The organism is Herbaspirillum autotrophicum (assembly GCF_001189915.1).
In the GTDB taxonomy this organism is placed as follows: Bacteria; Pseudomonadota; Gammaproteobacteria; order Burkholderiales; family Burkholderiaceae_D; genus Herbaspirillum; species Herbaspirillum autotrophicum.
Genome location: NZ_LFLS01000014.1, coordinates 113,622 through 136,800, shown reverse-complemented (window position 1 = coordinate 136,800; position 23,179 = coordinate 113,622). Strand labels below are relative to the sequence as shown.

Sequence of the window (23,179 nt, the reverse complement as noted above, 5' to 3'; positions counted from 1 at the left end):
AGCCTGCAGCAAAGCCAGCAGCGAAGGCCGCGGCTAAACCTGCAGCCAAGCCTGCCGTCAAGGCAGCAGCAAAGCCAGCAGCGAAGAAGCCGGCCGCCAAGAAGGCGCCAGCAGCCAAGCCAGCGGCAGCTGCACCTGCAGTCAAGACAGTGCTGAACCCGGCAGCGGCTTGGCCGTTCCCGACAGGCACAACCCGTCCATAATCAGGATGGCGTCTGTTGTCTGACTTAGGTCAGACATGATCCCGCTGCGTGGCTCGCGTCATGCAGCGGTTTTTTTTGTGGGTAGCCGGCACGCGAATGGCGCGCAGGCATGCCAGAATGAGGGAACGTATTTCATCAGTGTTGCTGGAGCCGCCCGCTGCGGAGATTGATGAAATCAGTTCTAACGACGTAGCACATCGGTAGTGTGAGCACAGTCGCTGCAACCCTGTGCGGGTTGAGAGTGGCTATTTTCTTATGGAGACAGACCGTGTTGCATAGCATTTTCATGTTGATTGTCGACGCCGTTGCCAGCATTCTGGTCGGCGTGCTGTTGTTGCGTTTCTGGATGCAGGTGGTGCGCGTACGTCCGCCGGCCTCGGTAGGGCAGTTCGTGTTCCAGTTGTCGGACTGGCTGGTCAAGCCGTTGCGGCGGGTCTTGCCCGGCACCGGCGGCTACGACTGGGCCAGCCTGGTGGGAGCGTTTCTGATCGTACTGCTGTCGATCATTGCTGCCGTCGGCTTCATGTCCGGGTTTGATTTCAAGCCCATCATTCTGTTGTCGCTGGTGCGCTTCTTCCAGTGGATCTGCTACGGCTTCATGGCGACCCTGATCATTCAGGCGATCTTCAGCTGGGTCAATCCGCATGCGCCGCTGGCGCCATTCGTAGGTGCCCTCAATGAGCCGCTGCTGCGTCCTTTGCGCCGCATCATTCCGTTGATCGGGAATGTCGACCTGTCGCCGCTGGCAGCGCTGATCCTGTTGCAGATAGCGGTGCGCGTGATCAGCTCGCTGATTTTATCGGTCGCATGAGTGAAACCGGCTGGTGCAGCACCGTTCCCGCCGGCATCCGGCTGGCGGTGCAAATTACCGCCAATGCCAAAAAGACCGAGGTGCTCGGTCCGTTCGATGCAGTATTGAAGATCCGGCTGCAGGCGCAGCCGATAGAAGGAAAGGCCAATCTGGCCTTGATCCGTTATCTGGCGGAAACGCTGGATGTCCCTCGCAGTGCTGTCGTCCTGACGCACGGTCAAAGCAACAAACGCAAATTGCTGGAAATCAGAAGCGGCGGCCTGACGGCATCCGCGGTAGTTGCCCGTCTGTGGCCGGCAGCGGCGGCGTAGTTCGCTGCCGCCGGTCTGTTACCGGCTTATTTCTTGTTCCTGGCAGCCCACTGCTGCAATGCCTGCAGCGTGTTTTCCACGTGCTTGTCGGGATTGAGGGCGCTGTATTCGTAAATGATGGTGTGATTCGGTGCAATCACATAGGAAGTACGATTGGCATAATCTGACTTGCCCAGCATCACGGCGTCATAAGACTTCATGATCTTTTGGTCGGTATCGGCGGCTACGGCAAACTTGCTGCGGCATTCGCTGACGGAAAACTTGTTCAGGGTTTCGATCTTGTCGTTGGAAACGCCAATGACAGTGGCGCCGAGTGCCTGGTAGCGATCAATCGCTTCGGCAAACAGGTGGGCTTCGATGGTGCAGCCGGTGGTAAATGCGGCCGGGTAGAAATACAGCACCACCGGCCCGTTCTTCAAGGCTGCGGCCAGCGAGAAGGTGGAAACCTTGCCGCCCAGCGATGCCTGCGTCGTAAAGTCGGGCGCCTGATCACCGGGCTTCAGTGCAGCTTGCGTGAAACGGCTCGCGACCAGCGCGCCTGCCAACAGTATCAAGACAGCGGCGAGACGTTTCATGATGATTCCTTTCAGGTGCAACGATTGGATTGCCGGTGGCCGCGCCTTCAGTCGTGCAGACCGATGGCCGGCGGCAACCGGCAGCCTGGCTTACGCGAAGCGGTAGCCGAATGCCTGGTGAAAGCGATCTTCGATTTCAGCCAGACTTGGTGCGTGGTTTTGCGGACCTTGCGTTTCAATTTTATACGTACCCATCAGGCTCGACAGGCGGCCGGTAGTGGCCCAGTCCATACCCTTGGTCAGGCCGAACAGCATGCCGGCACGGAACGCATCGCCGCAACCGGTCGGGTCGGAAATGGTTTTTGCAGGTACGCACGGGATATCGATCTTTTCCTTGCCGGCGAAAATCTCGGCGCCTTGCTCGCCGCGGGTCACGATCAGTGCGCTGACGCGTTCTGCAATTTGCGCCAGCGACAGGCCGGTACGGGAAGTGAGCAACTCGGCTTCGTAATCGTTGACTGCGACATAGGTAGCCAAATCGATGAAGTGCTTGAGTTCATCGCCGTTGAACATCGGCAAGCCTTGGCCCGGATCGAAAATCAGCGGAATATCCAGCGCCGCGCTCTGCTCTGCATGCTGCAGCATGCCATCGCGGCCGTCCGGCGCCACAATCGCGAACTTGACCGGACCAGCATCGGCGATCTTGTTTTCGTGCGAATACGTCATCGCGCCGGGATGGAACGCAGTGATCTGATTGCCGCCGGCATCAGTGGTGATGAAACACTGGGCGGTGAACGAGGAGCCGATCACGCGGATGCATTTCTTGGAAATCCCCAGTTGGTCGAAACGTTCCAGATACGGTGCGGCATCCTGACCGACGGTCGCCATGATCACCGGTTCGCCGCCGAGCAGCTTCAGGTTGTAGGCAATATTGCCAGCACAGCCACCGAATTCGCGGCGCATGCTTGGCACCAGAAACGAGACGTTGATCTTGTGCAACTGATCGGCCAGCAGTGACTCCGAAAAACGTCCTTCGAACTGCATGATGGAGTCGAACGCGAGGGAACCGCAAATGAGTGAGCTCATGGAAAAAGACGGAAAGAAGTGATGAATGCTGCATTGTAGAAGAAAGCGCCGTTTGTTTCCGAATTTCTTGGCGTCAAGCGCCGGGTGCCGGCGGGATTACGGGTAAAACAGATACAACCGATAGCCGGAAGCGGCCGGTTGCGCCAGTTCGAACACCATTTTTACCTGTTGCTCGCTGCCGGCGGCGATGCCATCGGCGGTGGCGGGCGTCGCCAGGTATTCACGCGGGGTAAATACCCGGCGCGTAATGGCCTTTTCTTCGCCGTCATTGAGCGTCAGCTCCAGATAGGGCCAGGTTTGGGCGGTATGGCTGCGATTGCGCATCACCAGCGTCAGTGTGTAGATATTCTGGTTCGGCGGCAGCAGTTGCAACTCGCTCGATTCCAGGGACAACTGGCTGATGTCGGTGGGCAAACCGACCGTGCAATGCAGCAGCGCGCACACCGAGGCAAATGCCGGTTGCAGCGGCGGCAGCCAGCCGACGATCTGATTGCGCCAGAAATAGGTGGCCTGGGTCAGCAGCGTCAGTGTCAGCAGCAGTGCGCCGATTTGCATGAGGACCCGGGTGACACGCCCGAGGCGTTGGCGTCGTTCGGCTTTCCTGACGAAGTCCGGCGTGTCTTCATCTTCGTACTCTTCGTCTTGTTCGGGATCTTCTTCCAGTTCTTCTGGTTCGATCGCTGCCGGTTCTTCGTCGGCTGCTGCACGTTCGGCCGCAGCGGCGGCGCTGAGGCGCGTCAATTCATCGGCGGCCGGTGGCGCGGATGACACCAACGGTACCGGAAAGCTGTCGGCCGTGTGGTCCGCCGATGCGTCGGGCGTTGTTGATGGCAGCGGTTCGTCGCGCGCTTCTGGCGGCTGTTCCTGCCTGGGCGTAAACCACGGACCTTCCTCGGTTTCAGCAGCAATGCCGGCAAAAGCGGACGACAGGTTTTGCTGTGGCGGGACGGCCGGCGGTACGAAGGTATTGGTAGTGCGAGGCGTGTCTGCAATCGTTGTTGCCGACGGTACGGCGGCAGAGGATGCCTGATTTGCCGGAGTGGCGGGGAGATTGGCTGCGGCATCCGGATCCACCAGATGCTCGCTGCCATTGAATACTTCGTTGCAGGCGCCGCAGCGGACCAGGCCGCCGCGCAACTTCAACTGGTCATTGGCGACCCGAAATGTCGTCTGGCAAAAAGGACATTGCGTCGCCAACGCCATCAGCGCCCCCCGCAGTGGCGACGGCGCGGCATCTTCATGCTGCCGGCAACTGACCGGCGAGCGCCACCCAGCCTTCATGTTCAGCCCAGACCGTGAGGCTGATATACGGCGCATAGGCCGCAATCACTTCATCGGCCTGCCGGTCCAGCACGCCGGACAAGACCAGAGCGCCGCCAGCCGCTACCCGCCCGGCCAGCATCGGTGCCATGACTTGCAGCGGGCCGGCCAGAATATTGGCGACCACGACGGCAAACGTCTGTCCGACCGGATACGCCTGCGCAAATGCTTCGGGCAGGTGGTACTCGATTTCGCAATGATTGCGTTCGCTGTTGAAGCGGGCTGACTCCAGGGCTTGCGGATCGATATCGACGCCGACTACTACCGGCGATCCCAGCTTCTTGGCTACCAGCGCCAGAATCCCCGAGCCGCAACCGTAGTCGAGTACGGTCGGGGCTGCCGCCAGATGCGATTCCAGCCATTCCATGCACAGACGCGTGGTCGGATGGCTGCCGGTACCGAAGGCCAGGCCGGGATCGAGTTCCAGCACCAGCGCATCAGGATCAGGCGCATCATGCCAGCTCGGCACTACCCAGATGTGCTTGCCGATGTGAATCGGTTCGAACTGAGACTGGGTCAGACGCACCCAGTCTTGCTCCGCTACCGGACGCAAGGCGAACGGCAAGGCATAGTCGAGGCCGAGGGCGGCGACCGCATCGGCGACGATGGTCGCGTGATTGGCATCGACATCGGCCAGTGCCACCACGCGGCTGCGTTCCCACGCCGATTCCTTGGGTTCCATGCCGGGCTCGCCGAACAGGGGCTGCTCGGCGTCGGTACCTTCATCGGCGTCTTCCACCGACACCGACAAGGCGCCGGCGTCCATCAGGGCGTCGGACAATGCCTCGGCCTGATCGCGCGCTACTTCAATGACTATTTCAGTCCAGCTCATTGCTTACTTCTTCGCTGTTTTGTCGGTCGGGGCTGGTGCAGTTGGTCGTTCCGACAATTTGTGTTCAAGGTAATGAATGTTGGTGCCGCCTTCGATGAAGCGTGCATCCACCATCAATTCACGATGCAGCGGGATGTTGGTCTGAATACCTTCCACCACCATTTCAGACAGGGCGATCTGCATGCGGCGAATCGCCTGATCGCGGGTCGAACCGTAGGCAATCACTTTGCCGACCATCGAATCGTAGTTGGGTGGAACGAAATACCCGGCGTAAGCATGCGAGTCGACCCGGATGCCAGGACCGCCCGGCACGTGCCATGCGGTCAGGCGACCTGGCGACGGTGTGAACTTGAACGGATCTTCGGCGTTGATACGGCATTCAATGGCATGGCCCTTGAGTTCGATATCGCGTTGACGATAGCGCAGCTTTTCGCCAGCAGCGATGCGGATCTGTTCTTGCACAATGTCGACGCCGGTGATCATTTCCGTGACCGGATGCTCCACCTGCACGCGCGTATTCATTTCGATGAAATAGAACTCTTCGTTTTCATACAGGAATTCAAAGGTGCCGGCGCCGCGGTAATTCATCTTGCGGCAGGCTTCGGCGCAGCGCTCACCGATTTTTTCGATGATCTTGCGCGGGATGCCGGGGGCCGGTGCTTCTTCGATGACTTTCTGGTGGCGACGCTGCATCGAGCAGTCACGTTCGCCGAGCCAGATCGCATTGCGTTCCTGATCGGCCAGAATCTGGATTTCCACGTGACGCGGATTTTCCAGATACTTCTCCATGTATACCTCGGGGTTGCCAAAGGCAGCGCCGGCTTCGGTCTTGGTCATGGTGACGGCATTGATCAGGGCCGCTTCGGTATGCACCACGCGCATGCCGCGACCACCACCGCCGCCTGCTGCCTTGATGATGACCGGATAGCCGATCTTGCGGGCGATCTGAACGATTTCCTTCGGCGAGTCCGGCAATGCTCCTTCCGAGCCCGGTACGCAAGGCACGCCGGCGCGGATCATGGCCTGTTTGGCGGCGACTTTGTCGCCCATCATGCGGATGTTTTCCGCACGCGGACCGATAAAGACAAAGCCGGATTGCTCTACGCGTTCAGCGAAGTCGGCGTTTTCCGACAGGAAGCCGTAGCCGGGATGGATCGCCTGGGCATCGGTGACTTCTGCCGCGCTGATGATTGCAGGCATGTTCAGATAGCTCAGTGCCGATGGCGCCGGGCCGATACAGACGGATTCGTCAGCCAGCTTTACGTACTTCGCTTCGCGGTCGGCTTCGGAGTGAACGACCACAGTCTTGATACCCATTTCGCGGCAGGCGCGTTGGATACGGAGAGCAATTTCGCCACGGTTGGCGATGAGTATTTTTTCGAACATAAGAGGAGCGTTGCCAAGAGTCAAACGTTTACAGATAACCAAGTTCGTCGCGGTTCGGGCCGGCGCTTGCCGGATATGCAGGCGCAACCCTCACGGCGCATGCAGGACTTAGCCGATAACGAACAATGGCTGGCCGAATTCGACCGGCTGACCATTCTCAACCAGGATTTGCTTGATGACGCCACCCTTGTCGGTGTCGATTTCATTGAGCAATTTCATTGCTTCAATAATGCACAGCGTCTCGCCTTCCTTGACTTCGCTGCCGATTTCCACGAATGCCGGCGCACCTGGCGCGGACGAACGGTAGAAGGTGCCGACCATTGGCGATTTGACGATGTAGCCTTCAGGAACTGCCGGCGCTGCCGGTGCGGCGGCGACCGGCGCTGCGATCGGTGCTGGTGCGGCATGCTGAGTGTAGCCGGCTTGCGGCTGCATCATGACAACCTGATTCTGGTGCGACGACTTGACGATACGCACCTTGCTTTCACCTTCGGTGACTTCCAGCTCTTCGATATCGGACTCGGCGACCAGATCGATCAGCGTTTTGAGTTTTCGTAAATCCATGTGAATTCCTCAGTATGTAGTTGTAGACAACAAGTTGATTAGACGGTCATCGCCGCTCAATGGCGGCGATGATGTTGATGAAAAGGGTGGTGGGTAGTCCGGTCCTCAGGAATGGGGCAGCAGATGATCGATTGCGAGGCGGTAGCCATCGACGCCGAAGCCGCACAACACAGCCTTGGCGATGCCGGACAGATAAGAAAAATGGCGAAATTCTTCGCGCTGATGAATATTGGAAATATGGACTTCTACAAACGGGATGGCGACGCCTGCCAGTGCATCACGCAACGCCACGCTGGTATGCGTGAGGCCGGCGGGATTGATGATGATGGCATCCACGCCTTCCTGACGGGCGGCGTGAATGCGGTCGATCAGGGCACCTTCGTGGTTGCTCTGGAAGCAGGCCAATGTCGCGCCGGCGTGTTTTGCCTGCGCTGTTGCGCGTTGCTCGATATCGGCCAGTGTCGTCGATCCGTAGACTTCAGGCTCTCTGGTGCCCAGCAAATTCAGGTTGGGTCCGTTGAGAAGTAGAAGGTTTGTTGCCATGGAGATAAAGCTCCGTTTGACGATGATGGGCGCATTTTGCCGTCAAATGGAATCATTTGGCAAGAAAAACTTTAATTACATGTTTTTGAGAGCGGCCAGATCGCGGCGCAGCTCATCGAAATTCAGGCGTCCAAGATAGACCTTTTTGAGTTTGCCGTCCAGTCCCACGAGAATGGTGAAGGGCAGGCCGCCAGCCTGATTGCCGAACTGACGCAGCAAATCGGTGGCGCCGGTACCGGCAACGTAGAGAGGATAATAGATATGGAACTTTTCCGCAAATTGGGCGATGTTGGCGGCCGAATCAATGCCGATACCGAGGATCTGCACCGGTGCCACTTCGGCTTGCAAGGCCGCCAGCTCCGGCATTTCCTCGACGCACGGGGCGCACCAGGTGGCCCAGAAGTTGATGATCAGCGGCTTGCCTTTCCATTGCGCCAGCGGTTGCTGCTTGCCGCTGATGTCCGGCATGGTCTGGGCAAACAGGTTGTTCACGGCCATCGCTTCGGGTGTTTGCGGTTCGGTCTTTTTGTGGCCGACATACATGCCGATGCCGGCAGATAGGGCGGCGATAAGGACAAACAAGAATATATTGCGCTTTTTCATACGGATTCTTCCATGATCAGGCGGCGCACCGTTTCGGTGTCCGCACGTTCCAGACGTTTGCCTGCGGCTGTCTTCACGCTGCCGCGCAGGTCGTCGACATCATACAGTGTCAGGTGCACTCCTTCCGGCGGTCCGCCTGCTTGCGGCAGCAGGAAACTCAAGGTTTCCACCGGCGCGTGCTGACCTTTGAAGTGGGGGCTTTCACTGACTTCGAATTGGGTATTCTTGTTCAACAGATAAATTTCGACATCTTTTGCGCTCGGCGTAAAAAGTTGTAAATGGATATCGGAATGATCACCTGCGGTGCCGTTGAGCACTGCCCCGGTCAGATAAGGGGAGAAGCGGGCAAGTTCCTCCATCACGCGCAATGCCTGTTGCCGCAGATGCAATAAACGCGCCGGCTGGGTGTCGGCGAAGAACAATTCATTGTAAATGCGCACTTCATCTTCGATTTGCGCGTTATCCGGCAGGACATCGCCGCGAATTTTGTTGTTGCCTAATATCTGCCTGGCGGCCTTGCGTTTGGCGCTGCCATAGTCGGCGCCGTCTTCGGCAATCATGCGTGCCGCTGCCGCCGCTATTTCGGCGCGCAACAATTCGGTTTCGGTTTGATAAGGAGCTGACATGGCCGACATCATAACGTAGATGCAAGTCGACGCTCTGCCAGTGGCCTCGGATGACGCCTGCATTCCGCAGAGGAAACCGAGCGGGCCGGGCGCAAGTTGCCGTTCTGCATCGCATTTTGATGAGATATCGTCGCTGTGCGGCTGGGGCTAAGCGCCGGGGTCAGGTAAAATCGCGGGATTCCTTATCAAGATTCAATAATGCATATTCATATCCTCGGTATCTGCGGCACCTTCATGGGCGGTCTGGCGGTATTGGCCAAAGAGGCCGGGCACAAAGTGACCGGCTGCGATGCCAATGTCTATCCGCCGATGAGTACCCAGCTCGAAGCGCAGGGCATTGAACTGATTCAGGGCTTCGGTCCGGAGCAGGTCAGCATGGCACCCGATCTGTACGTGATCGGCAATGTCGTCTCGCGCGGCAATCCGCTGATGGAAGAAATCCTCAATCGCGGGCTGCCCTACGTTTCCGGTCCGCAATGGATGGGTGAGCATATTCTGCGCGACAAATGGGTGCTGGCAGTGGCCGGTACCCATGGCAAGACCACGACGTCGGCCATGCTGGCGTGGATTCTGGCCGATGCCGGTTACGCACCGGGTTTCCTGATTGGCGGCGTACCGATGAATTTCGGCATTTCCGCGCGCCTCGGCAGCAATGCCGAGAGTGGTGCCGGCGCCAAGAGTGCGTCTTCATTCTTCGTGATCGAGGCCGATGAATACGATACCGCCTTCTTCGACAAGCGCAGCAAGTTCGTGCATTACCACGCGCGCACCGCGATTCTGAACAATCTCGAATACGATCACGCCGATATTTTCCCCGACCTGCATGCCATCGAGACGCAATTCCATCATCTGGTGCGCACTGTGCCGGGCATCGGCCGTTTGCTGGTCAATGCCCGCGAACCGGCGTTGCAGCGGGTACTGGAGCGTGGCTGCTGGAGTGAAGTCGAAGCGTTCGGTGTGGCTGCCGACAATGGCTGGGCATTGCAGACGCATGCCGATGACAGCTTCGACGTGATATTCAACGGCGCGCTGCAAGGCACCGTGAGCTGGGCCCTGAGTGGCGAGCACAACCGCATGAATGCATTGGCCGCGATTGCCGCCGCCCGCCACGTCGGCGTGTTGCCGGCGCAGGCGATCACTTCGCTGGCGACCTTCGAGAATGTCAAACGGCGCATGGAATTGCGCGGCACGGTCAACCGGATCGCGGTGTACGACGATTTCGCCCATCACCCGACGGCGATTGCCACCACGCTGGCAGGCTTGCGCAAGAAGGTCGGCGCGGCACGCATTCTCGCGGTATTGGAGCCGCGTTCCAACACCATGAAGCTGGGCACCATGAAAGAGGCTTTGCCCGGCAGCCTGGACGATGCCGACCTGGTATTCGGCTTTGGCGCCAAGGGTAATGGCAAGGAAGCGCTCGGCTGGGATCTGGCGCAAGCCTTGGGGCCGCTCGGCAACAAGGCTCAGGCATTTGATGATCTGGGCGCACTGGTGCAGGCGATCCGTCAGGCCGCGCAGCCCGGTGATCAGATTCTGGTCATGAGCAACGGCGGCTTCGGCGGCGTGCATCAAAAGATTCTGGATGCCTTGGGATGATTTTGTATCTGCACGGCTTCCGCTCTTCGCCGCAATCGTACAAAGCGCGCCATATGGCCGAACGCATGCAGGCGCTGGGCCGCAGTGCCGAATTTTACTGTCCGCAATTGCCGGCGTCACCGGCACAGGCAATCCGGCTGGCGCTGGATATCGTGGCCGAATGCGATCCGGCGCAACTGAGCGTGATCGGTTCGTCGCTCGGTGGCTTTTATGCGACCTGGCTGGCCGAACGATTGGGTTGTCGTGCGGTATTGCTCAATCCGGCGGTGCAGCCGCCGCGCGATCTGGAATCGTATGTGGGCGTGACCACCCAATATCATTCGGATGAACCGTTCGAGTTCAAGCATGAATATATCGACGAGCTGCGGGCGTTGACGGTGGCGCGCATCACGCAACCGCAACGTTATTTCCTGATTGCGGCAACCGGCGACGAAGTACTGGATTGGCGCGATATGGTGGCGCATTACCCGGGCGCACAGCAAACTGTGATTCAGGGCGATGACCACGGCATCAGCAGCTTTGCCGCACACGCCGATGCGGTGCTGGCATTTTGCGGCATCACGGCAGCCGCTGCCGGGATCGACGGCGATGGAGCCGGGCGCTGATGGCAAAGACGCATGGACACGCGCATTGGTTCGATCATCTGAATGCTTTGCAGCTCACCCCGCAACAGCGCGTCTGGCTCAGCGACCGCGGTTCGATGACGTTCCGCCTGCAGGCGCGCAGCAAACAGTTTGAGGTGCAGCGTCTGCGCCAGCGGCCGATGCCGGTGCTGGCCGATGAATACGCGGCACTGGGCGTGGCGCGGCGCAGCCGGGTGGCCGAGCGTGACGTCATTTTGCATTGCGATGGTGAACCCGTGATATTCGGCCATACGATATTGCCGGTCGCCACCAGCGCCGGTGTCTGGCCTTTCTTCCGGCGACTGGGCAGTCAGCCGCTGGGCGGCAGTCTGTTCATCGATCCGCTGGTGACGCGCGGACCGTTTCAATTCGCCCGCTTGCATGACGAGCATCCGCTGGCCAGGCGGATCTGTCAGGCACTGGGCATGCGGCACCTGATACAACCGTTGCATGCGCGTCGTTCCTTATTCCGGCGCAAGGGCGGCGTGATGCTGGTGACCGATATTTTTTTACCCGCCATCGGCAAGCTGATGGCAACTGAATAAAGCAATCAATGAATTTATTTTTTGAAGAATCCGGCGATTTCAAGGCTGGCGTCGTGTTGTCGCAGCAGGGCGAGGCCTATCAGGTCGAAATGGCGTCGGGCAAGCGCAGCAAGATCAAGTCGCGCGACGTATTGCTGCAATTCACGACGCCGGCGCCGGCGGTCTTGATTGAGCAGGCGCAGGCCGTGGCGCAGGAGATTGAACTCGATTTTCTGTGGGAAGTCGCGGGCGAAGAAGAATTCGGTTTTGCCGAACTCGGCGCCGAATACTTTGGTCATCCGCCGTTGCCGCATGAAGCGGCCGGTTTGCTGTTCAAGTTGCATGCCGCGCCCATCTATTTCTACAAGAAGGGCAAGGGTCGCTATAAAGCGGCACCGCAAGCCTCGTTGCAGGCGGCGCTGGCCGGTATGGAAAAGAAACGCCAGCAGGCGCTGGTGCAAGCCGCCTATGTCGATGAACTCAAGGCCGGGCGTTTGCCGGAAAGCTTCAAGCCGATTGCCTTGCAGTTATTGTTCAAGCCGGACAAGAACAGTATTGAATACAAGGCACTCGACAGCGCGTGCCGCGAATTGCAAACCACGCCGCAGCGCCTGATGCTCACTACCGGCGGCATCGCTTCGCCCAAGGATTTGCATTACGCCCGCTTCCTGTTTGAATATTTTCCGAAGGGCAGTGGTTTCCCGCCGGTGCAGATTCCGGCGGTGCGCGATTTGCCGCTGGCCGACGTGCAGGCGTTTTCCATCGATGATGTCACCACCACGGAAATCGATGATGCCCTGTCGGTCGTCAAGCTGGCTGACGGCAACTGGCGCGTCGGGATTCATATTGCAGCGCCGGGATTGGGTATCAGGCGCCAGGATGCGCTCGACGAAATCGCGCGCAATCGCATGTCGACGGTCTACATGCCGGGCGAAAAGATCACCATGCTGCCGGATGAACTGGTGAATGCCTTCACGCTTGATGAAGGTCGCAATTGCCCGGCGTTGTCGCTGTATGCCACGCTCGACCCGCAAGACTGGTCAGTCGTATCTACGGAGACCAGGGCCGAGCTGGTGCCGATTGCCGCCAACCTGCGTCACAACGATCTCGATGCACTGGTCACGGAAGAAGCACTGGCCGCTGACAGCGGCGATTATCCGCACAAGGCGGATATCGCCATGTTGTGGCAATGGGTGCAGGAACTGGAAAAAGGTCGCATGACCAAGCGCGAAAGCTTTGGTTTGAAGCCGGAGCAAAACAACCGCGTCGACTTCAATTTCTATGTCGAAAACGATGTCGTCACGATTGCACGTCGCAAGCGTGGCGCACCGCTCGACAAGATCGTGGCGGAACTGATGATCTTCGCCAACAGTACCTGGGGCAAGCTGATGGCCGACCACGGCGTGCCGGGCATTTACCGCGCGCAGGGTGGCGGCAGCGGCGGCTGGGCGGCGCGCATGCAAGTACGCATGGTGACGCACGCGGCACCGCATCAGGGACTGGGTGTGGATCAATATGCCTGGAGCACGTCACCGCTGCGGCGCTATACCGATCTGGTCAATCAATGGCAAATTCTGGCCTGTGTCGAACACGGTGTCACGGCGCCGCTGGCGGCACCATTCAAGCCGCGCGACGCCGATCTGTTTGCCATCGTCTCGGCCTTCGATGCCGCCTATGCCGGTTATGCCGACTTCCAGTCCGGTATGGAACGCTACTGGTGCTTGCGCTGGCTGACACAGGAAAATGCGCGTCAGGTGGATGCAGTGGTGCTCAAGGATGAAATCCTGCGACTGGTCGATATTCCGCTGGTGATTCGCCTGCCAGGCATGCCGCAGGTAGCGCGCGGTTTGCAGGTCAAGCTCGACTTGTTGCGTTGGGATGAAGTCGATCTGACCATTGAAGCCCGCCTGCTGGAAATTCCGGCCGCGCAAACCGCGCCTGAAGGTGAAGCACTCGATGACGAGGATGAGGCACTGCTGGAAGGCATGGAGCGCACGGTTGAGTCTGAGGAAGCGGAAGATGCTGCCGAACAGGCCGCCGAAGCGGTGGTTGCCGATACCGAGCCGACGCCGGAATAATATGCGTAAAATCGCTGCTTTGACCGGATCCCCGCTGCCGTGAAATTTGTTATTGAAAATCGCTTGCTGACCATTGCCGTTGCCGCTTCGGTGCTGGTGCATGCGGCTTTGCTGGCGGTCCATTTCGCGGCCCCGGATGCATTTCGGCTGAAGCCGGATGATCCCGGTCTGGAAGTGATTCTGGTCAACGCCAAACACAACAGCAAACCGGTCAAGGCAGAAGCACTGGCGCAAGCCAATCTGGACGGCGGCGGCAACGCCGGGCAAGGGCGTGCCAAGTCGCCGTTGCCGGATATGCGCAAGGTAGAGAATGGCGACAGCGTCAGGGCCGCGCAGCGCAAGGTGGCCGAACTTGAGGCGCAGCAGCGCAAGATACTGGCGCAAATGAATCAGCGCCCGCCGCAGGTGGTCGCTGCGGAAACTGAAAAGCCGCACGATGCACCGCCGCAGATCCATGCCCGCGATCTGCTCGATACCAGCAAAGCCGTCGCGCGCATGGAAGCGGAAGTAGCGAAGAATATCGAGGAATATAACAAGCGGCCGAAGAAGACGCAGATCACGCCGAGTACCCGCGAAGTCGGCTATGCCTTGTATTACAAGGCAATGCAGGACAAGATAGAAAAAATCGGCACGCTCAATTTCCCGCAAAAGGATGGCAAGAAGCTGTACGGGGATTTGTTGATTTCGATTCCGCTGTTTCACGACGGCTCGATTTATCAAAAGGAAGGCGGCGTCAGAATCGAACGCGGCTCCGGCAATGCCGCGCTGGATCAGGCGGCGCTGGCGATTGTACGGCGCTCGGCGCCATTCGGTCGCTTTCCGGAAAATATGCGCACTTCCGGCAAGGATGACGTCTGGGAAATCATTACCCGTTTCCGTTTTACCCGCGATGAAACGCTGCAAACCGAGGTCGGTTCCAACCGCTAACCTGATCAGGGATGAACAACATGGATGCATACGTCGTCATCGGTAATCCGATTGCCCACAGCAAGTCACCGGAAATACATGCGCAGTTTGCCGCCCAGACCGGGCAAGTGCTCAGTTATGAACGCCTGCTGGCGCCGTTGCACGGCTTTGCCGACAGCGTGCGGACATTTATCGGACAAGGCGGACGCGGCGCCAATGTCACGCTGCCGTTCAAACTGGACGCCCATGCGCTGGCGACCCGCCTCACCGAACGGGCGCGGCTGGCCGGTGCGGTCAATACACTCAGGTTCGATGGCGCCGAGATTCTCGGTGACAATACCGACGGTGCCGGTCTGGTGGCCGACATCGTGCACAACGCCGGCGTGGCGTTGCAGGGCAAACGGATTTTGTTGATGGGCGCCGGCGGTGCCTCGCGCGGCGCCTTGCTGCCGTTGCTGGAACAACGGCCGGGCGAGCTGGTGCTGGTCAATCGCACCGCCGCCAAGGCGCAGGAACTGGCTGCCCAGTTCACCGTTTACGGCAACGTGGCGGCAGCTGCCTATGCGGATTTGTCGGGTGGTTTCGACGTCGTGGTGAACGCGACATCGGCCAGTCTGGATGCCGATGTGCCGCCGCTGCCGGTAGCGGTATTCCAGCCCGGCACGCTGGCGTACGACATGATGTACGGTGCGCAAGATACGGTTTTCATGCAATTTGCACAACGCCATGGCGCGCTGGCGCGGGATGGTCTGGGCATGCTGGTGGAACAGGCCGCCGAAGCGTTTTTCCTGTGGCGCGGAGTACGGCCCCGGACCGATGAGGTGTTTGCCTCGTTGCGCCGGCAACTGGGACGCCCGGATGCGGCGCGCACCTGAGCGCGGTGGCTGAGAAACGATCTGAACCGATTTGAACCGACTACAACACCAACAATAATGAAGCTCCTGCGCAAGTTGATTCTCTGGCTGGTCCTGTTGCCGCTGACGCTGGTCCTGCTGCTGCAATTGTATTTTTTCGTGCAGATCTGGTGGTGGGTTGATCACAATCCGGACTCCACCAGCTTCATGCGGCATCAGTTGTCGTTGCTGCAGGAAAAGAACCCGAATGCGGAATTGAAGTTCAAATGGGTGCCGTATAACCGCATTTCAAACAATCTGAAACGCGCCATCATTGCTTCTGAAGATTCCAATTTTTCAGAGCATGAGGGGGTGGATTGGGATGCCTTGCAAAAGGCATATGAAAAAAATACCAAAAAGGGCAAAGTGGTGGCCGGCGGTTCCACCATTACCCAGCAACTGGCGAAGAATCTGTTTTTGTCGGGCGAGCGCAGTTATTTGCGCAAGGCGCAGGAATTTGTCATCACTTACATGCTGGAATTTCTCATGGATAAGCAGAGAATTTTCGAGATATATCTGAACGTGGTGGAGTGGGGCAACGGTGTGTTCGGAGCCGAAGCGGCGTCCCTGCATTATTACGGCACCAGCGCCGCCAATCTGGGCGCCAGTCAGGCCGCACGACTGGCAGTCATGTTGCCGCGGCCGCGCTTTTATGACAAGAATCGCGGTTCGGCCTACCTCGCCAATCGGACCAATCTGATTTTGCGCCGCATGAATGCGGCGGAATTGCCGGCTGCCGTGAAGGGGCGCTGATGTTTTCTGGTCGTGCGGTGGTGGCCGTGCTTGCCTGGCGTTATCGATAAACGTACACTGGCGCTCGTTTCCTTGAACCGTACTTGCGCGGCGTTGTTACCTGTTGGACAGTGAGATCACATGATTAATGTATTCGTTTTGCAAAATGGTCGGCTGAATCAGGTCAATATCGAGAGTCGTGGCGACCTCGAAAACATCGCGCCGGTCTGGGTCGATCTGACCGAACCGAGCGACGAAGAGCGGGCCTGGGTCAAGAGCATCTACGGCGTGACCCTGCCGGACGAAGACGAGTTCAGTGATATCGAAGCCTCGGCGCGTTATTTCGAAGCTGAAAACGGCGACTTGCATCTGCGCACCGACTTTCTGTTCGAAGACGACGACATCACCTCATCGACCGTGACAGTGGCTTTCATTCTGGCGCGCAACATTCTGTTTTCAGTCCACGCCGAGGATCTGCCGGTATTCCGGCTGGTGCGCATGCGCGCCCGCTCGCGGCCCGGCTCCATCGGCGATTACCGGGATGTCTTGCTGGACCTGTACGAAACCGATGCCGAATATTCTGCGGACGCGCTCGAAGGCATTTATCAAAAGCTGGAAGCGGTCAGTCTCAGCGTGCTGAAAAAGAGTCTGAGCGACCAGGATGCCGCCGCCGTGCTGAATACCATTGCGCACGAAGAAGACTTGAATGGCCGTATCCGCCGCAACATGATGGATACCCGGCGTGCCGTCAGTTTCCTGATGCGCGGCCGCTTGCTCAGCGCAGACCAGTTCGAGGATGCGCGCCAGATTCTGCGCGATATCGAATCGCTGGACGGCCATACCGCATTCCTGTTCGACAAGATCAACTTCCTGATGGATGCCACGGTCGGTTTCATCAACATCAACCAGAACAAGATCATCAAGATTTTCTCGGTGGCCTCGGTGGCGTTTCTGCCGCCTACCCTGATTGCCAGTATCTACGGCATGAACTTCAAACTGATGCCTGAACTCGACTGGGGTTTGGGCTATCCGCTGGCAATCATGATGATGGTGGCCTCGGCAATTGCCCCGTTCTGGTATTTCCGCCGGCGTGGCTGGCTCAACTGAAGTCATCTTGCGACTGACCTGAAGCGCTTCCGTCCCGGACGCTTCCTTGCCTTTTCCCTGTCCGGCCTGCAATTGCCTGCGTTACTGCAAGCAGAATTGCTTTGTATTACACTGGCAAAAAAATTGACCACACAGATTGGCCAAACAACGGGGGGTAGAGATGAAGACGGTGGGAAAATTATTTTCTCTGGCGTTAGCATTGGCTTTCGCTCAGGGAGCTGCAGCAGCTGACAACGAACCGACGCGTACCGTACTGATTGGCTTGCCGACCCCCAAAGGGGTAGTGCACGGTCAGGTCTCGCAAGACGGTGCGCAACTGGCGGTAGATGACGCCAATCAGGCCAATATCCGTGTCGGTGGCCAAAAGATTCTCTTCAAACTCTTCATTGCCGACGACAAGAACGACGAAAACATGACGCTGCTGGTGGCGCGCTCCATGCTCGCTGCCGGCGTGGTGGGCGTGATCGGACATCGAACTTCGGACACCAGCATCGTGGCGGCCAAGCTATACAGTGACGCCGGCATTCCGCAAATCGCTCCGGCGGCAGCGGCGCGCGCATTTACCCAAAACGGGTACCGGACGGTATTTCAGTTGATCGGCAACAGCGATAAAACCGCGGTCTATATTGCCGACGCCCTGATGAAATCGCTGCGCGCGCAGCGCGTGATGGTGATCGATAACGAGACCAAGCTCGGACGGGCGCTGGCCGATAATGTTGTCAACGAACTGTTTCTCAGAAAAGGACCGCCTGCAACCCGGCTGTCGATCAACAGCAAGACTTCGGATTTCTCGGTACTCATCCCCAACATCAAACGCCATGCCCCCGATGTGATTTTCTTTTCCGGTTTCGCGCCACAAACCATGGCGCTCGCCAAACGTCTGGCCGAGGTTGGCGGCACGGAAAAACTGTTGATCATGGGCAGCGGCAACAATCCTGAATTCCCCGGTGCCGGCCCCTACGATGATGGCATCTGGATGCTGGGATACGGCACGCCGCTGGAAAAGACGCGCGGCATTCAGGCGCTGGAAAAGAATTTCCGGGCCAAATTCAATTCGCCGTTCTTGCCGCAAACCTTGCTCGCCTATGATGCCGTCAGCGTATTGATTGCGGCCATCAGGCAAGCCGATTCGCTGGAGCCTCCGGTCTTGGTCAATACCTTGCACAAGATCAAATACAAAGGCGCATCCGGTCAGGTTTCCTTTGATGCCGAGGGCAATCTGGAAGTGCCGACCTACGGTTTGTATCAGGTTCGCAATAAGCGCTGGGAGACGGTGCGCAGTTATCCGTAAGCGCCGTCTCGAATCTTATGCCGGATACAGCGCGCCTAACACCCGCAATCCGCGCGCACCGGTCACCGCCGGCAGATTGCCGGGCAGGCGATGCGTGAAACGTTGCGCCAGCCAGGCGAAGGCCAGCGCTTCCACTTCATTGGGTGGTACGCCAAGCGCCGCCGTCGCACACACCAGCGCCGATGAATTGCCGGCATGCAGCGCCTGCTGCAAGGCCAGCATCAGGCTCTGGTTGTAAGCACCGCCGCCGCACACGTATACCTTGTCGGCATCAGTGGCGTAGGTCAGGATGGCATCGGCAATAGTGGTTGCGGTGAACGCGGTCAGCGTGGCTTGCACGTCAGCGGCACTGATGCCATTGAATGGCGCCAGCCGGGCATCCAGCCAGTCGATGTGAAACAGATCGCGACCGGTGCTCTTCGGCGGCGTCAGGTGCAGGAAAGGTTCGTCGCGCAAGCTGGCCAGCAAGGCCGGGTGACATTGCCCGGTAGCAGCCCAGGTGCCGTTGCGGTCATAGGGCTGTTGCTGATGGCGCATGGTCCAGGCATCCATCAACACGTTGCCGGGACCGGTATCGAAACCGGAAGTGCCTTGTTGCGCCGTCAGGATACTGATATTGCTGATGCCGCCGATATTGACCACCACCCGGGTTTCCTGATCGCTGCCGAAAACGGCGCGATGAAAGGCCGGCACCAATGGCGCACCCTGACCGCCGGCGGCGACGTCGCGGCTGCGGAAATCGGCAATCACATCAATCCCGCACAACTCGGCCAGCAAGGCCGGATTATTGGTCTGGCGCGTAAAGCCCAGTTCTGGACGATGACGGATGGTTTGCCCGTGCACCCCGACAGCGCAGACCTGGGCTGCCTCCATCTCGCCATCGGCCAGCAATTGCGCCACGCATGCAGCGTAGTGCGTGGCCAGCGCATTGGCGGCCAGTGCTTCACGCCGGATTTCATCGGTGCCATTGCTTTGCAGCGCCAGCAATTCTGCCTTGAGTTCAGCCGGGAACGGAATATAGGCAGAGGCTTGCACCGTCATCGCACCGTCGGCCGGCAGTGCTGCCAGCACGCCGTCGACACCGTCGAGGCTGGTGCCGGACATGAGGCCGATGAAGAGCGAAGAGGAGGGGGCCGCAATAGGAGTGGACATAAAAAAACCGTTGAATGAGTTGCTGTATTTTACAGTGACTCGTGCAACGGTTTGCAGGCGGCAGATGCGCCCCGGTATTATCTGGCGGCCAGTTTGATATCGGCAGCGCCAGCCGGACGCAACAGCACCAGACGGCGGCTCATGTCGGCGGCTACGGTATGGAAGCGTTGCAACTGATTGCCTGCCAGCGCCTGTGCATTCGGCACATCGATGGACAGCGGATTGCGCGGCGTATTGCTGACCCGGAATTCATAGTGCAGATGGGGGCCGGTAGCCCAGCCGGTCATGCCGACATAGCCGATCACATCGCCCTGACTGATCTTCATGCCCTTGCGCAGACCCGGTGCAAAGCGGCTCATGTGGCCGTAGGCAGTCGAGTAGTTGCTCCAGTGTTTGAGCACGACAATATTGCCGTAGCCGTTTTGCTGGCCGACAAAATCCACTACGCCATCGCCGGAAGCATGAATCGGGGTGCCGGTTGGTGCGGCAAAGTCGACGCCGGTATGTTGTTTCCATTTGCCGAGGATAGGATGCAGACGCATCGAGAAGCCTGAGGAAATCCGGGTAAAGGCCAGTGGCGACTTGAGGAAGGCTTTCTTCAGCGACTTGCCGTCGAAGGCGTAGTAACCGCCGCCGACCTTGCTGCCCGGCTCGTCGAACCAGACTGCCTGATAAGTGCTGCCGGCATTGGTGAATTCACCCGCCAGTACGCGGCCGGTGCGGACCAGATCGCCGTTGTGCCAGAATGTTTCGTAAACGACATTGAAACGGTCACCGCGACGCAGATCGGCGGCGAAGTTGATGTTGGTGGCAAACATGTCAACGATCTGGCTGGCCACGCCGTCAGGAATCTGGGCGTTATCGGTGGCGGCAAACAGAGAAGAGCGGATTTCGCCGGATCGCATTTCAACGCGACGTTCCAGGGTGGCCGGCTGATCCAGCGATTTGAAGTGATCGCCGTCACGCGTGATCAGCAGATTGCGCACCGGCGCATCGCGACCGTCGGTCAGCGTCGTGCTCAGTTGCAACAGTTCGCCGTCTTCCGAGGTTTGCGCCACGATACGCTTGCCGGCGCGCAACTGCATCACGGCGCGCGCCAGTGTGTCGGACTTGATGAAGCTGGCCGCCGCTTCGTCATCCACGCCGAGACGCGTCAGCAGCGTGGCCAGCGTATCGCCGGAGCGGACTTTCTCTTCGTTGACGTAATACTGTTGCTGATCTTCGAGCTGCGCGACTTGTTGTTGCAAATCCGGCAATGCCAGTTCCTTGACGATGGCATGCACCGGGGCGTCGGAAGTATCTGGATTTTCAGGAGCAAAACCGGCGGCACCGAAGGTGCAGGCTGCCAGGAACAGGGCGCCTGCGGAAAGGATGCGCGTCTTGCGGGACGAACCGGTAAACTTGTCGTGGCAGTAGGCGTGTGCCGTACGGTATAAGGCGGATGCGCGAGTGAATTTATCTTTAGGGGACATGCAATACGTTAAAATCTGACGTTTACCCTGTTTCGAACCTGCTTGCGTGCACGAAACTTGCGCACTGCTTGGCCAGATTGTATGCCCCGGTCCCTTCCGATGAGCATGCGCTGACTACAGATTCCCGACAGGATGATGAATGCGGTTAAGCGAATAATCTGCTGATTGCGCTTCTCAATGGCGTGCGGCAGAAAGACGAAAGCACGCATTATAGCAAAGCGGAAACCCGGTCCTGTCCTACAAAAGTCAATTTTTTAGTTATATCAATGAACGCCGAACAGCAAATGACCCCGTCCAAAGTGACAACTTCTTCTGCCTCTGTGGCAGTCCTGCCAATCACCGACAAGGTGCAAGAGGCAATGGCCGTTGCCAGACGCGGCGTCGATGAATTGCTGATCGAAAGCGAATTCGCGCAAAAACTGGCGCGCGCCGAGCAAAGCGGTCAGCCGCTGCGCATCAAGCTCGGACTCGACCCGACTGCGCCCGACTTGCATCTGGGACACACCGTGGTGTTGAACAAGATGCGGCAATTGCAGGACCTCGGTCATACCGTGATTTTCCTGATCGGCGACTTCACCTCGATGATCGGTGACCCGTCCGGCCGCAACGCCACCCGTCCGCCGCTCACGCGCGAGCAGATCGAACTCAACGCCAAGACCTACTTTGCCCAGGCCAGCCTGGTGCTGGATGCGGCCAAAACCGAAATTCGCTACAACTCCGAGTGGTGTGATGCGCTCGGCAGCCGCGGCATGATTCAACTGGCCTCGCGCTATACGGTGGCGCGCATGATGGAGCGCGACGATTTCACCAAGCGCTTCAAGGAAGGCACGCCGATTTCGGTGCACGAATTCCTGTATCCGCTGATGCAGGGTTACGATTCGGTAGCCTTGAAGTCGGACCTGGAACTTGGCGGCACCGATCAGAAATTCAATTTGCTGGTCGGCCGCGAATTGCAAAAAGACTTCGGTCAGGAACCGCAATGCATTCTGACCATGCCATTGCTGGAAGGTCTCGACGGCGTTGAGAAAATGTCGAAGTCGAAAAACAATTACATCGGCATCACTGAACCGGCCAACACCATGTTTGCCAAAGTGATGAGCATTTCCGACGTCATGATGTGGCGCTACTACGAATTGCTGTCGTTCAAGTCGCTGGCCGCTATCGCCAACTTCCGCAGCGAAGTCGAAGGCGGCAGGAATCCGCGTGATATCAAGGTCGCGCTGGCGCAGGAAATCGTGGCACGTTTCCATTCGCAGCAGGCCGCCGAAGACGCACTGGCAGACTTCGTCAATCGCTCCAAGGGCGGCATTCCGGACGATATTCCGGAAGTCGCGCTGAGCGGTGCGCCGCTCGGTATCGGTCAGTTGCTCAAGCAAGCCAACTTGTGCGCGTCGACCTCGGAAGCCTTGCGCATGGTGGAGCAGGGCGGCGTGCGTATCGACGGCACCGTGATCAGCGACAAGGGCTTGAAGGTCGATGCCGGCACGCTGGTGGTGCAGGTCGGCAAGCGCAAGTTCGCCCGCGTCACGCTGGCATGATCGCGCTGCTGCAACGCGCGCGCCGCGCTGAAGTGGAAGTCGATGGCGAGGTCATCGGCGCTATCGGTGCCGGGCTGATGGTATTGCTGTGCGCCGAGCGCGGCGATACCGAAAAAGAAGCCGATACCTTGCTGGCCAAATTGCTGACCTATCGGGTATTTGCCGATGACGCCGGCAAGATGAACCGCAGTTTGCGTGATGTCAGCGGCGGTTTGCTGCTGGTGCCACAATTCACGCTGGCAGCCGATACCCAATCCGGCACCCGGCCATCGTTCACGCCGGCAGCAGCGCCGGCCGATGCGCGCGTGCTGTTCGATTATTTTGTGCGGCAAGCGCGCCATGATCACGCCACCGTTGAAACCGGGCGCTTCGGCGCCGACATGCAAGTGTCGCTGACCAATGACGGACCGGTCACGTTCTGGTTGCAGGTCAAGCCGGCCACGCTGCAGTAAATATCAGTGGCGCAG

Annotated in this window: 24 protein-coding genes and 1 pseudogene; 14 read left to right on the top strand and 11 right to left on the bottom strand. The window is 58.7% G+C overall.

The genetic code is table 11. The features are described 5' to 3' along the window. From AKL27_RS28415 to AKL27_RS12965, 3 genes and pseudogenes are all read left to right on the top strand, one after another. Nucleotides 1–203, top strand: a pseudogene (locus tag AKL27_RS28415) (histone); the annotation flags it as partial. A gap of 268 nt (nucleotides 204–471) precedes the next feature. Then, nucleotides 472–1,014, top strand: coding sequence for a YggT family protein (locus AKL27_RS12970; protein WP_050463245.1), 543 nt, complete (start codon nucleotides 472–474; stop codon nucleotides 1,012–1,014). Next, nucleotides 1,011–1,325, top strand: a complete 315-nt coding sequence (locus tag AKL27_RS12965) for a DUF167 domain-containing protein (RefSeq protein WP_050463244.1) — start codon at nucleotides 1,011–1,013, stop codon at nucleotides 1,323–1,325. Before AKL27_RS12970 ends, AKL27_RS12965 begins: the two co-directional genes overlap by 4 nt. 26 nt (nucleotides 1,326–1,351) lie before the next feature. Here AKL27_RS12965 and AKL27_RS12960 read toward each other — a convergent pair whose 3' ends face one another. From AKL27_RS12960 to AKL27_RS12920, 9 genes are all read right to left on the bottom strand, one after another. Beyond that, nucleotides 1,352–1,900 carry a peroxiredoxin gene (locus AKL27_RS12960; protein WP_050463243.1) on the bottom strand — a complete coding sequence of 183 codons (549 nt, stop codon included), beginning with the start codon at nucleotides 1,898–1,900 and terminating at the stop codon, nucleotides 1,352–1,354. A gap of 90 nt (nucleotides 1,901–1,990) precedes the next feature. Continuing rightward, nucleotides 1,991–2,926, bottom strand: coding sequence for a carbohydrate kinase family protein (locus AKL27_RS12955; protein WP_050463242.1), 936 nt, complete (start codon nucleotides 2,924–2,926; stop codon nucleotides 1,991–1,993). Between the two features lie 96 nt (nucleotides 2,927–3,022). Further along, nucleotides 3,023–4,207, bottom strand: a complete 1,185-nt coding sequence (locus tag AKL27_RS12950) for a DUF3426 domain-containing protein (protein ID WP_232310982.1) — start codon at nucleotides 4,205–4,207, stop codon at nucleotides 3,023–3,025. Further along, a complete protein-coding gene (prmA, locus tag AKL27_RS12945; RefSeq protein WP_050463241.1) occupies nucleotides 4,164–5,078 on the bottom strand; it encodes a 50S ribosomal protein L11 methyltransferase in 915 nt (304 codons plus the stop codon). Before prmA ends, AKL27_RS12950 begins: the two co-directional genes overlap by 44 nt. A gap of 3 nt (nucleotides 5,079–5,081) precedes the next feature. Further along, nucleotides 5,082–6,464 (bottom strand): acetyl-CoA carboxylase biotin carboxylase subunit, encoded by a 1,383-nt coding sequence (gene accC, locus AKL27_RS12940; protein ID WP_050463240.1) that lies wholly within the window; start codon nucleotides 6,462–6,464, stop codon nucleotides 5,082–5,084. Nucleotides 6,465–6,572: 108 nt separating this feature from the next. Next, nucleotides 6,573–7,028, bottom strand: a complete 456-nt coding sequence (accB, locus tag AKL27_RS12935) for an acetyl-CoA carboxylase biotin carboxyl carrier protein (RefSeq protein ID WP_050463239.1) — start codon at nucleotides 7,026–7,028, stop codon at nucleotides 6,573–6,575. Nucleotides 7,029–7,133: 105 nt separating this feature from the next. Next, nucleotides 7,134–7,571 carry a type II 3-dehydroquinate dehydratase gene (gene aroQ / locus AKL27_RS12930; protein WP_050463238.1) on the bottom strand — a complete coding sequence of 146 codons (438 nt, stop codon included), beginning with the start codon at nucleotides 7,569–7,571 and terminating at the stop codon, nucleotides 7,134–7,136. A gap of 75 nt (nucleotides 7,572–7,646) precedes the next feature. Next, on the bottom strand, nucleotides 7,647–8,174 hold the full coding sequence (locus AKL27_RS12925; RefSeq protein ID WP_050463237.1) for a TlpA family protein disulfide reductase: 528 nt from the start codon (nucleotides 8,172–8,174) through the stop codon (nucleotides 7,647–7,649). Then, the gene (locus tag AKL27_RS12920; RefSeq protein WP_050463259.1) at nucleotides 8,171–8,809 is read right to left on the bottom strand and encodes a hypothetical protein; all 639 of its coding nucleotides are present in this window, start codon (nucleotides 8,807–8,809) and stop codon (nucleotides 8,171–8,173) included. Before AKL27_RS12920 ends, AKL27_RS12925 begins: the two co-directional genes overlap by 4 nt. Nucleotides 8,810–8,998: 189 nt before the next feature. Here AKL27_RS12920 and mpl point away from each other — a divergent pair, with 189 nt between their 5' ends. The 9 genes from mpl to AKL27_RS12875 all read left to right on the top strand — a co-directional run bounded on the left by mpl (nucleotide 8,999) and on the right by AKL27_RS12875 (nucleotide 18,550). Then, on the top strand, nucleotides 8,999–10,396 hold the full coding sequence (gene mpl, locus AKL27_RS12915; protein ID WP_050463236.1) for a UDP-N-acetylmuramate:L-alanyl-gamma-D-glutamyl-meso-diaminopimelate ligase: 1,398 nt from the start codon (nucleotides 8,999–9,001) through the stop codon (nucleotides 10,394–10,396). Further along, nucleotides 10,393–11,001, top strand: coding sequence for a YqiA/YcfP family alpha/beta fold hydrolase (locus AKL27_RS12910; RefSeq protein ID WP_050463235.1), 609 nt, complete (start codon nucleotides 10,393–10,395; stop codon nucleotides 10,999–11,001). Before mpl ends, AKL27_RS12910 begins: the two co-directional genes overlap by 4 nt. Next, a complete protein-coding gene (locus AKL27_RS12905; protein ID WP_050463234.1) occupies nucleotides 11,001–11,564 on the top strand; it encodes a chorismate--pyruvate lyase family protein in 564 nt (187 codons plus the stop codon). Before AKL27_RS12910 ends, AKL27_RS12905 begins: the two co-directional genes overlap by 1 nt. An 8-nt stretch (nucleotides 11,565–11,572) precedes the next feature. After that, on the top strand, nucleotides 11,573–13,621 hold the full coding sequence (locus tag AKL27_RS12900; RefSeq protein WP_050463233.1) for a ribonuclease catalytic domain-containing protein: 2,049 nt from the start codon (nucleotides 11,573–11,575) through the stop codon (nucleotides 13,619–13,621). Between the two features lie 39 nt (nucleotides 13,622–13,660). Then, a complete protein-coding gene (locus AKL27_RS12895) occupies nucleotides 13,661–14,548 on the top strand; it encodes a TonB C-terminal domain-containing protein (protein ID WP_050463232.1) in 888 nt (295 codons plus the stop codon). Nucleotides 14,549–14,568: 20 nt separating this feature from the next. Further along, the gene (gene aroE, locus AKL27_RS12890; protein WP_050463258.1) at nucleotides 14,569–15,402 is read left to right on the top strand and encodes a shikimate dehydrogenase; all 834 of its coding nucleotides are present in this window, start codon (nucleotides 14,569–14,571) and stop codon (nucleotides 15,400–15,402) included. Between the two features lie 57 nt (nucleotides 15,403–15,459). Then, complete coding sequence (mtgA, locus tag AKL27_RS12885; protein ID WP_050463231.1) at nucleotides 15,460–16,173, top strand: monofunctional biosynthetic peptidoglycan transglycosylase; 714 nt, start codon at nucleotides 15,460–15,462, stop codon at nucleotides 16,171–16,173. 120 nt (nucleotides 16,174–16,293) lie between these two features. Further along, entirely contained in the window at nucleotides 16,294–17,259 is a 966-nt protein-coding gene (gene corA / locus AKL27_RS12880) for a magnesium/cobalt transporter CorA (RefSeq protein ID WP_050463230.1), read from the top strand. A 199-nt stretch (nucleotides 17,260–17,458) separates the two neighbouring features. Further along, entirely contained in the window at nucleotides 17,459–18,550 is a 1,092-nt protein-coding gene (locus AKL27_RS12875; RefSeq protein ID WP_050463229.1) for a branched-chain amino acid ABC transporter substrate-binding protein, read from the top strand. A 15-nt stretch (nucleotides 18,551–18,565) separates the two neighbouring features. Here AKL27_RS12875 and AKL27_RS12870 read toward each other — a convergent pair whose 3' ends face one another. Together AKL27_RS12870 and AKL27_RS12865 are read right to left on the bottom strand one after the other, a co-directional pair. Beyond that, complete coding sequence (locus tag AKL27_RS12870) at nucleotides 18,566–19,702, bottom strand: anhydro-N-acetylmuramic acid kinase (RefSeq protein WP_050463228.1); 1,137 nt, start codon at nucleotides 19,700–19,702, stop codon at nucleotides 18,566–18,568. A gap of 77 nt (nucleotides 19,703–19,779) precedes the next feature. Then, nucleotides 19,780–21,174: a M23 family metallopeptidase gene (locus AKL27_RS12865; protein ID WP_050463227.1), complete on the bottom strand. Its 1,395-nt coding sequence runs from the start codon at nucleotides 21,172–21,174 to the stop codon at nucleotides 19,780–19,782. 284 nt (nucleotides 21,175–21,458) lie between these two features. Here AKL27_RS12865 and tyrS point away from each other — a divergent pair, with 284 nt between their 5' ends. Both tyrS and dtd read left to right on the top strand, forming a co-directional pair. Then, a complete protein-coding gene (gene tyrS, locus AKL27_RS12860; protein WP_408609769.1) occupies nucleotides 21,459–22,712 on the top strand; it encodes a tyrosine--tRNA ligase in 1,254 nt (417 codons plus the stop codon). Then, the gene (gene dtd / locus AKL27_RS12855; RefSeq protein ID WP_050463225.1) at nucleotides 22,709–23,164 is read left to right on the top strand and encodes a D-aminoacyl-tRNA deacylase; all 456 of its coding nucleotides are present in this window, start codon (nucleotides 22,709–22,711) and stop codon (nucleotides 23,162–23,164) included. Before tyrS ends, dtd begins: the two co-directional genes overlap by 4 nt. Nucleotides 23,165–23,179: the final 15 nt, after the last annotated feature.

Coding starts and splice junctions, on each gene's coding strand:
- AKL27_RS12910 (WP_050463235.1), top strand. CDS start 10,393: ATGATTTTGTATCTGCACGGCTTCCGCTCTTCGCCGCAATCGTACAAA.
- AKL27_RS12870 (WP_050463228.1), bottom strand. CDS start 19,702: ATGTCCACTCCTATTGCGGCCCCCTCCTCTTCGCTCTTCATCGGCCTC.
- tyrS (WP_408609769.1), top strand. CDS start 21,459: ATGACCCCGTCCAAAGTGACAACTTCTTCTGCCTCTGTGGCAGTCCTG.
- aroE (WP_050463258.1), top strand. CDS start 14,569: ATGGATGCATACGTCGTCATCGGTAATCCGATTGCCCACAGCAAGTCA.
- AKL27_RS12865 (WP_050463227.1), bottom strand. CDS start 21,174: ATGTCCCCTAAAGATAAATTCACTCGCGCATCCGCCTTATACCGTACG.
- mtgA (WP_050463231.1), top strand. CDS start 15,460: ATGAAGCTCCTGCGCAAGTTGATTCTCTGGCTGGTCCTGTTGCCGCTG.
- AKL27_RS12900 (WP_050463233.1), top strand. CDS start 11,573: ATGAATTTATTTTTTGAAGAATCCGGCGATTTCAAGGCTGGCGTCGTG.
- AKL27_RS12950 (WP_232310982.1), bottom strand. CDS start 4,207: ATGAAGGCTGGGTGGCGCTCGCCGGTCAGTTGCCGGCAGCATGAAGAT.
- AKL27_RS12905 (WP_050463234.1), top strand. CDS start 11,001: ATGGCAAAGACGCATGGACACGCGCATTGGTTCGATCATCTGAATGCT.
- AKL27_RS12920 (WP_050463259.1), bottom strand. CDS start 8,809: ATGTCGGCCATGTCAGCTCCTTATCAAACCGAAACCGAATTGTTGCGC.
- accB (WP_050463239.1), bottom strand. CDS start 7,028: ATGGATTTACGAAAACTCAAAACGCTGATCGATCTGGTCGCCGAGTCC.
- AKL27_RS12965 (WP_050463244.1), top strand. CDS start 1,011: ATGAGTGAAACCGGCTGGTGCAGCACCGTTCCCGCCGGCATCCGGCTG.
- AKL27_RS12925 (WP_050463237.1), bottom strand. CDS start 8,174: ATGAAAAAGCGCAATATATTCTTGTTTGTCCTTATCGCCGCCCTATCT.
- accC (WP_050463240.1), bottom strand. CDS start 6,464: ATGTTCGAAAAAATACTCATCGCCAACCGTGGCGAAATTGCTCTCCGT.
- prmA (WP_050463241.1), bottom strand. CDS start 5,078: ATGAGCTGGACTGAAATAGTCATTGAAGTAGCGCGCGATCAGGCCGAG.
- mpl (WP_050463236.1), top strand. CDS start 8,999: ATGCATATTCATATCCTCGGTATCTGCGGCACCTTCATGGGCGGTCTG.
- corA (WP_050463230.1), top strand. CDS start 16,294: ATGATTAATGTATTCGTTTTGCAAAATGGTCGGCTGAATCAGGTCAAT.
- aroQ (WP_050463238.1), bottom strand. CDS start 7,571: ATGGCAACAAACCTTCTACTTCTCAACGGACCCAACCTGAATTTGCTG.
- AKL27_RS12955 (WP_050463242.1), bottom strand. CDS start 2,926: ATGAGCTCACTCATTTGCGGTTCCCTCGCGTTCGACTCCATCATGCAG.
- dtd (WP_050463225.1), top strand. CDS start 22,709: ATGATCGCGCTGCTGCAACGCGCGCGCCGCGCTGAAGTGGAAGTCGAT.
- AKL27_RS12960 (WP_050463243.1), bottom strand. CDS start 1,900: ATGAAACGTCTCGCCGCTGTCTTGATACTGTTGGCAGGCGCGCTGGTC.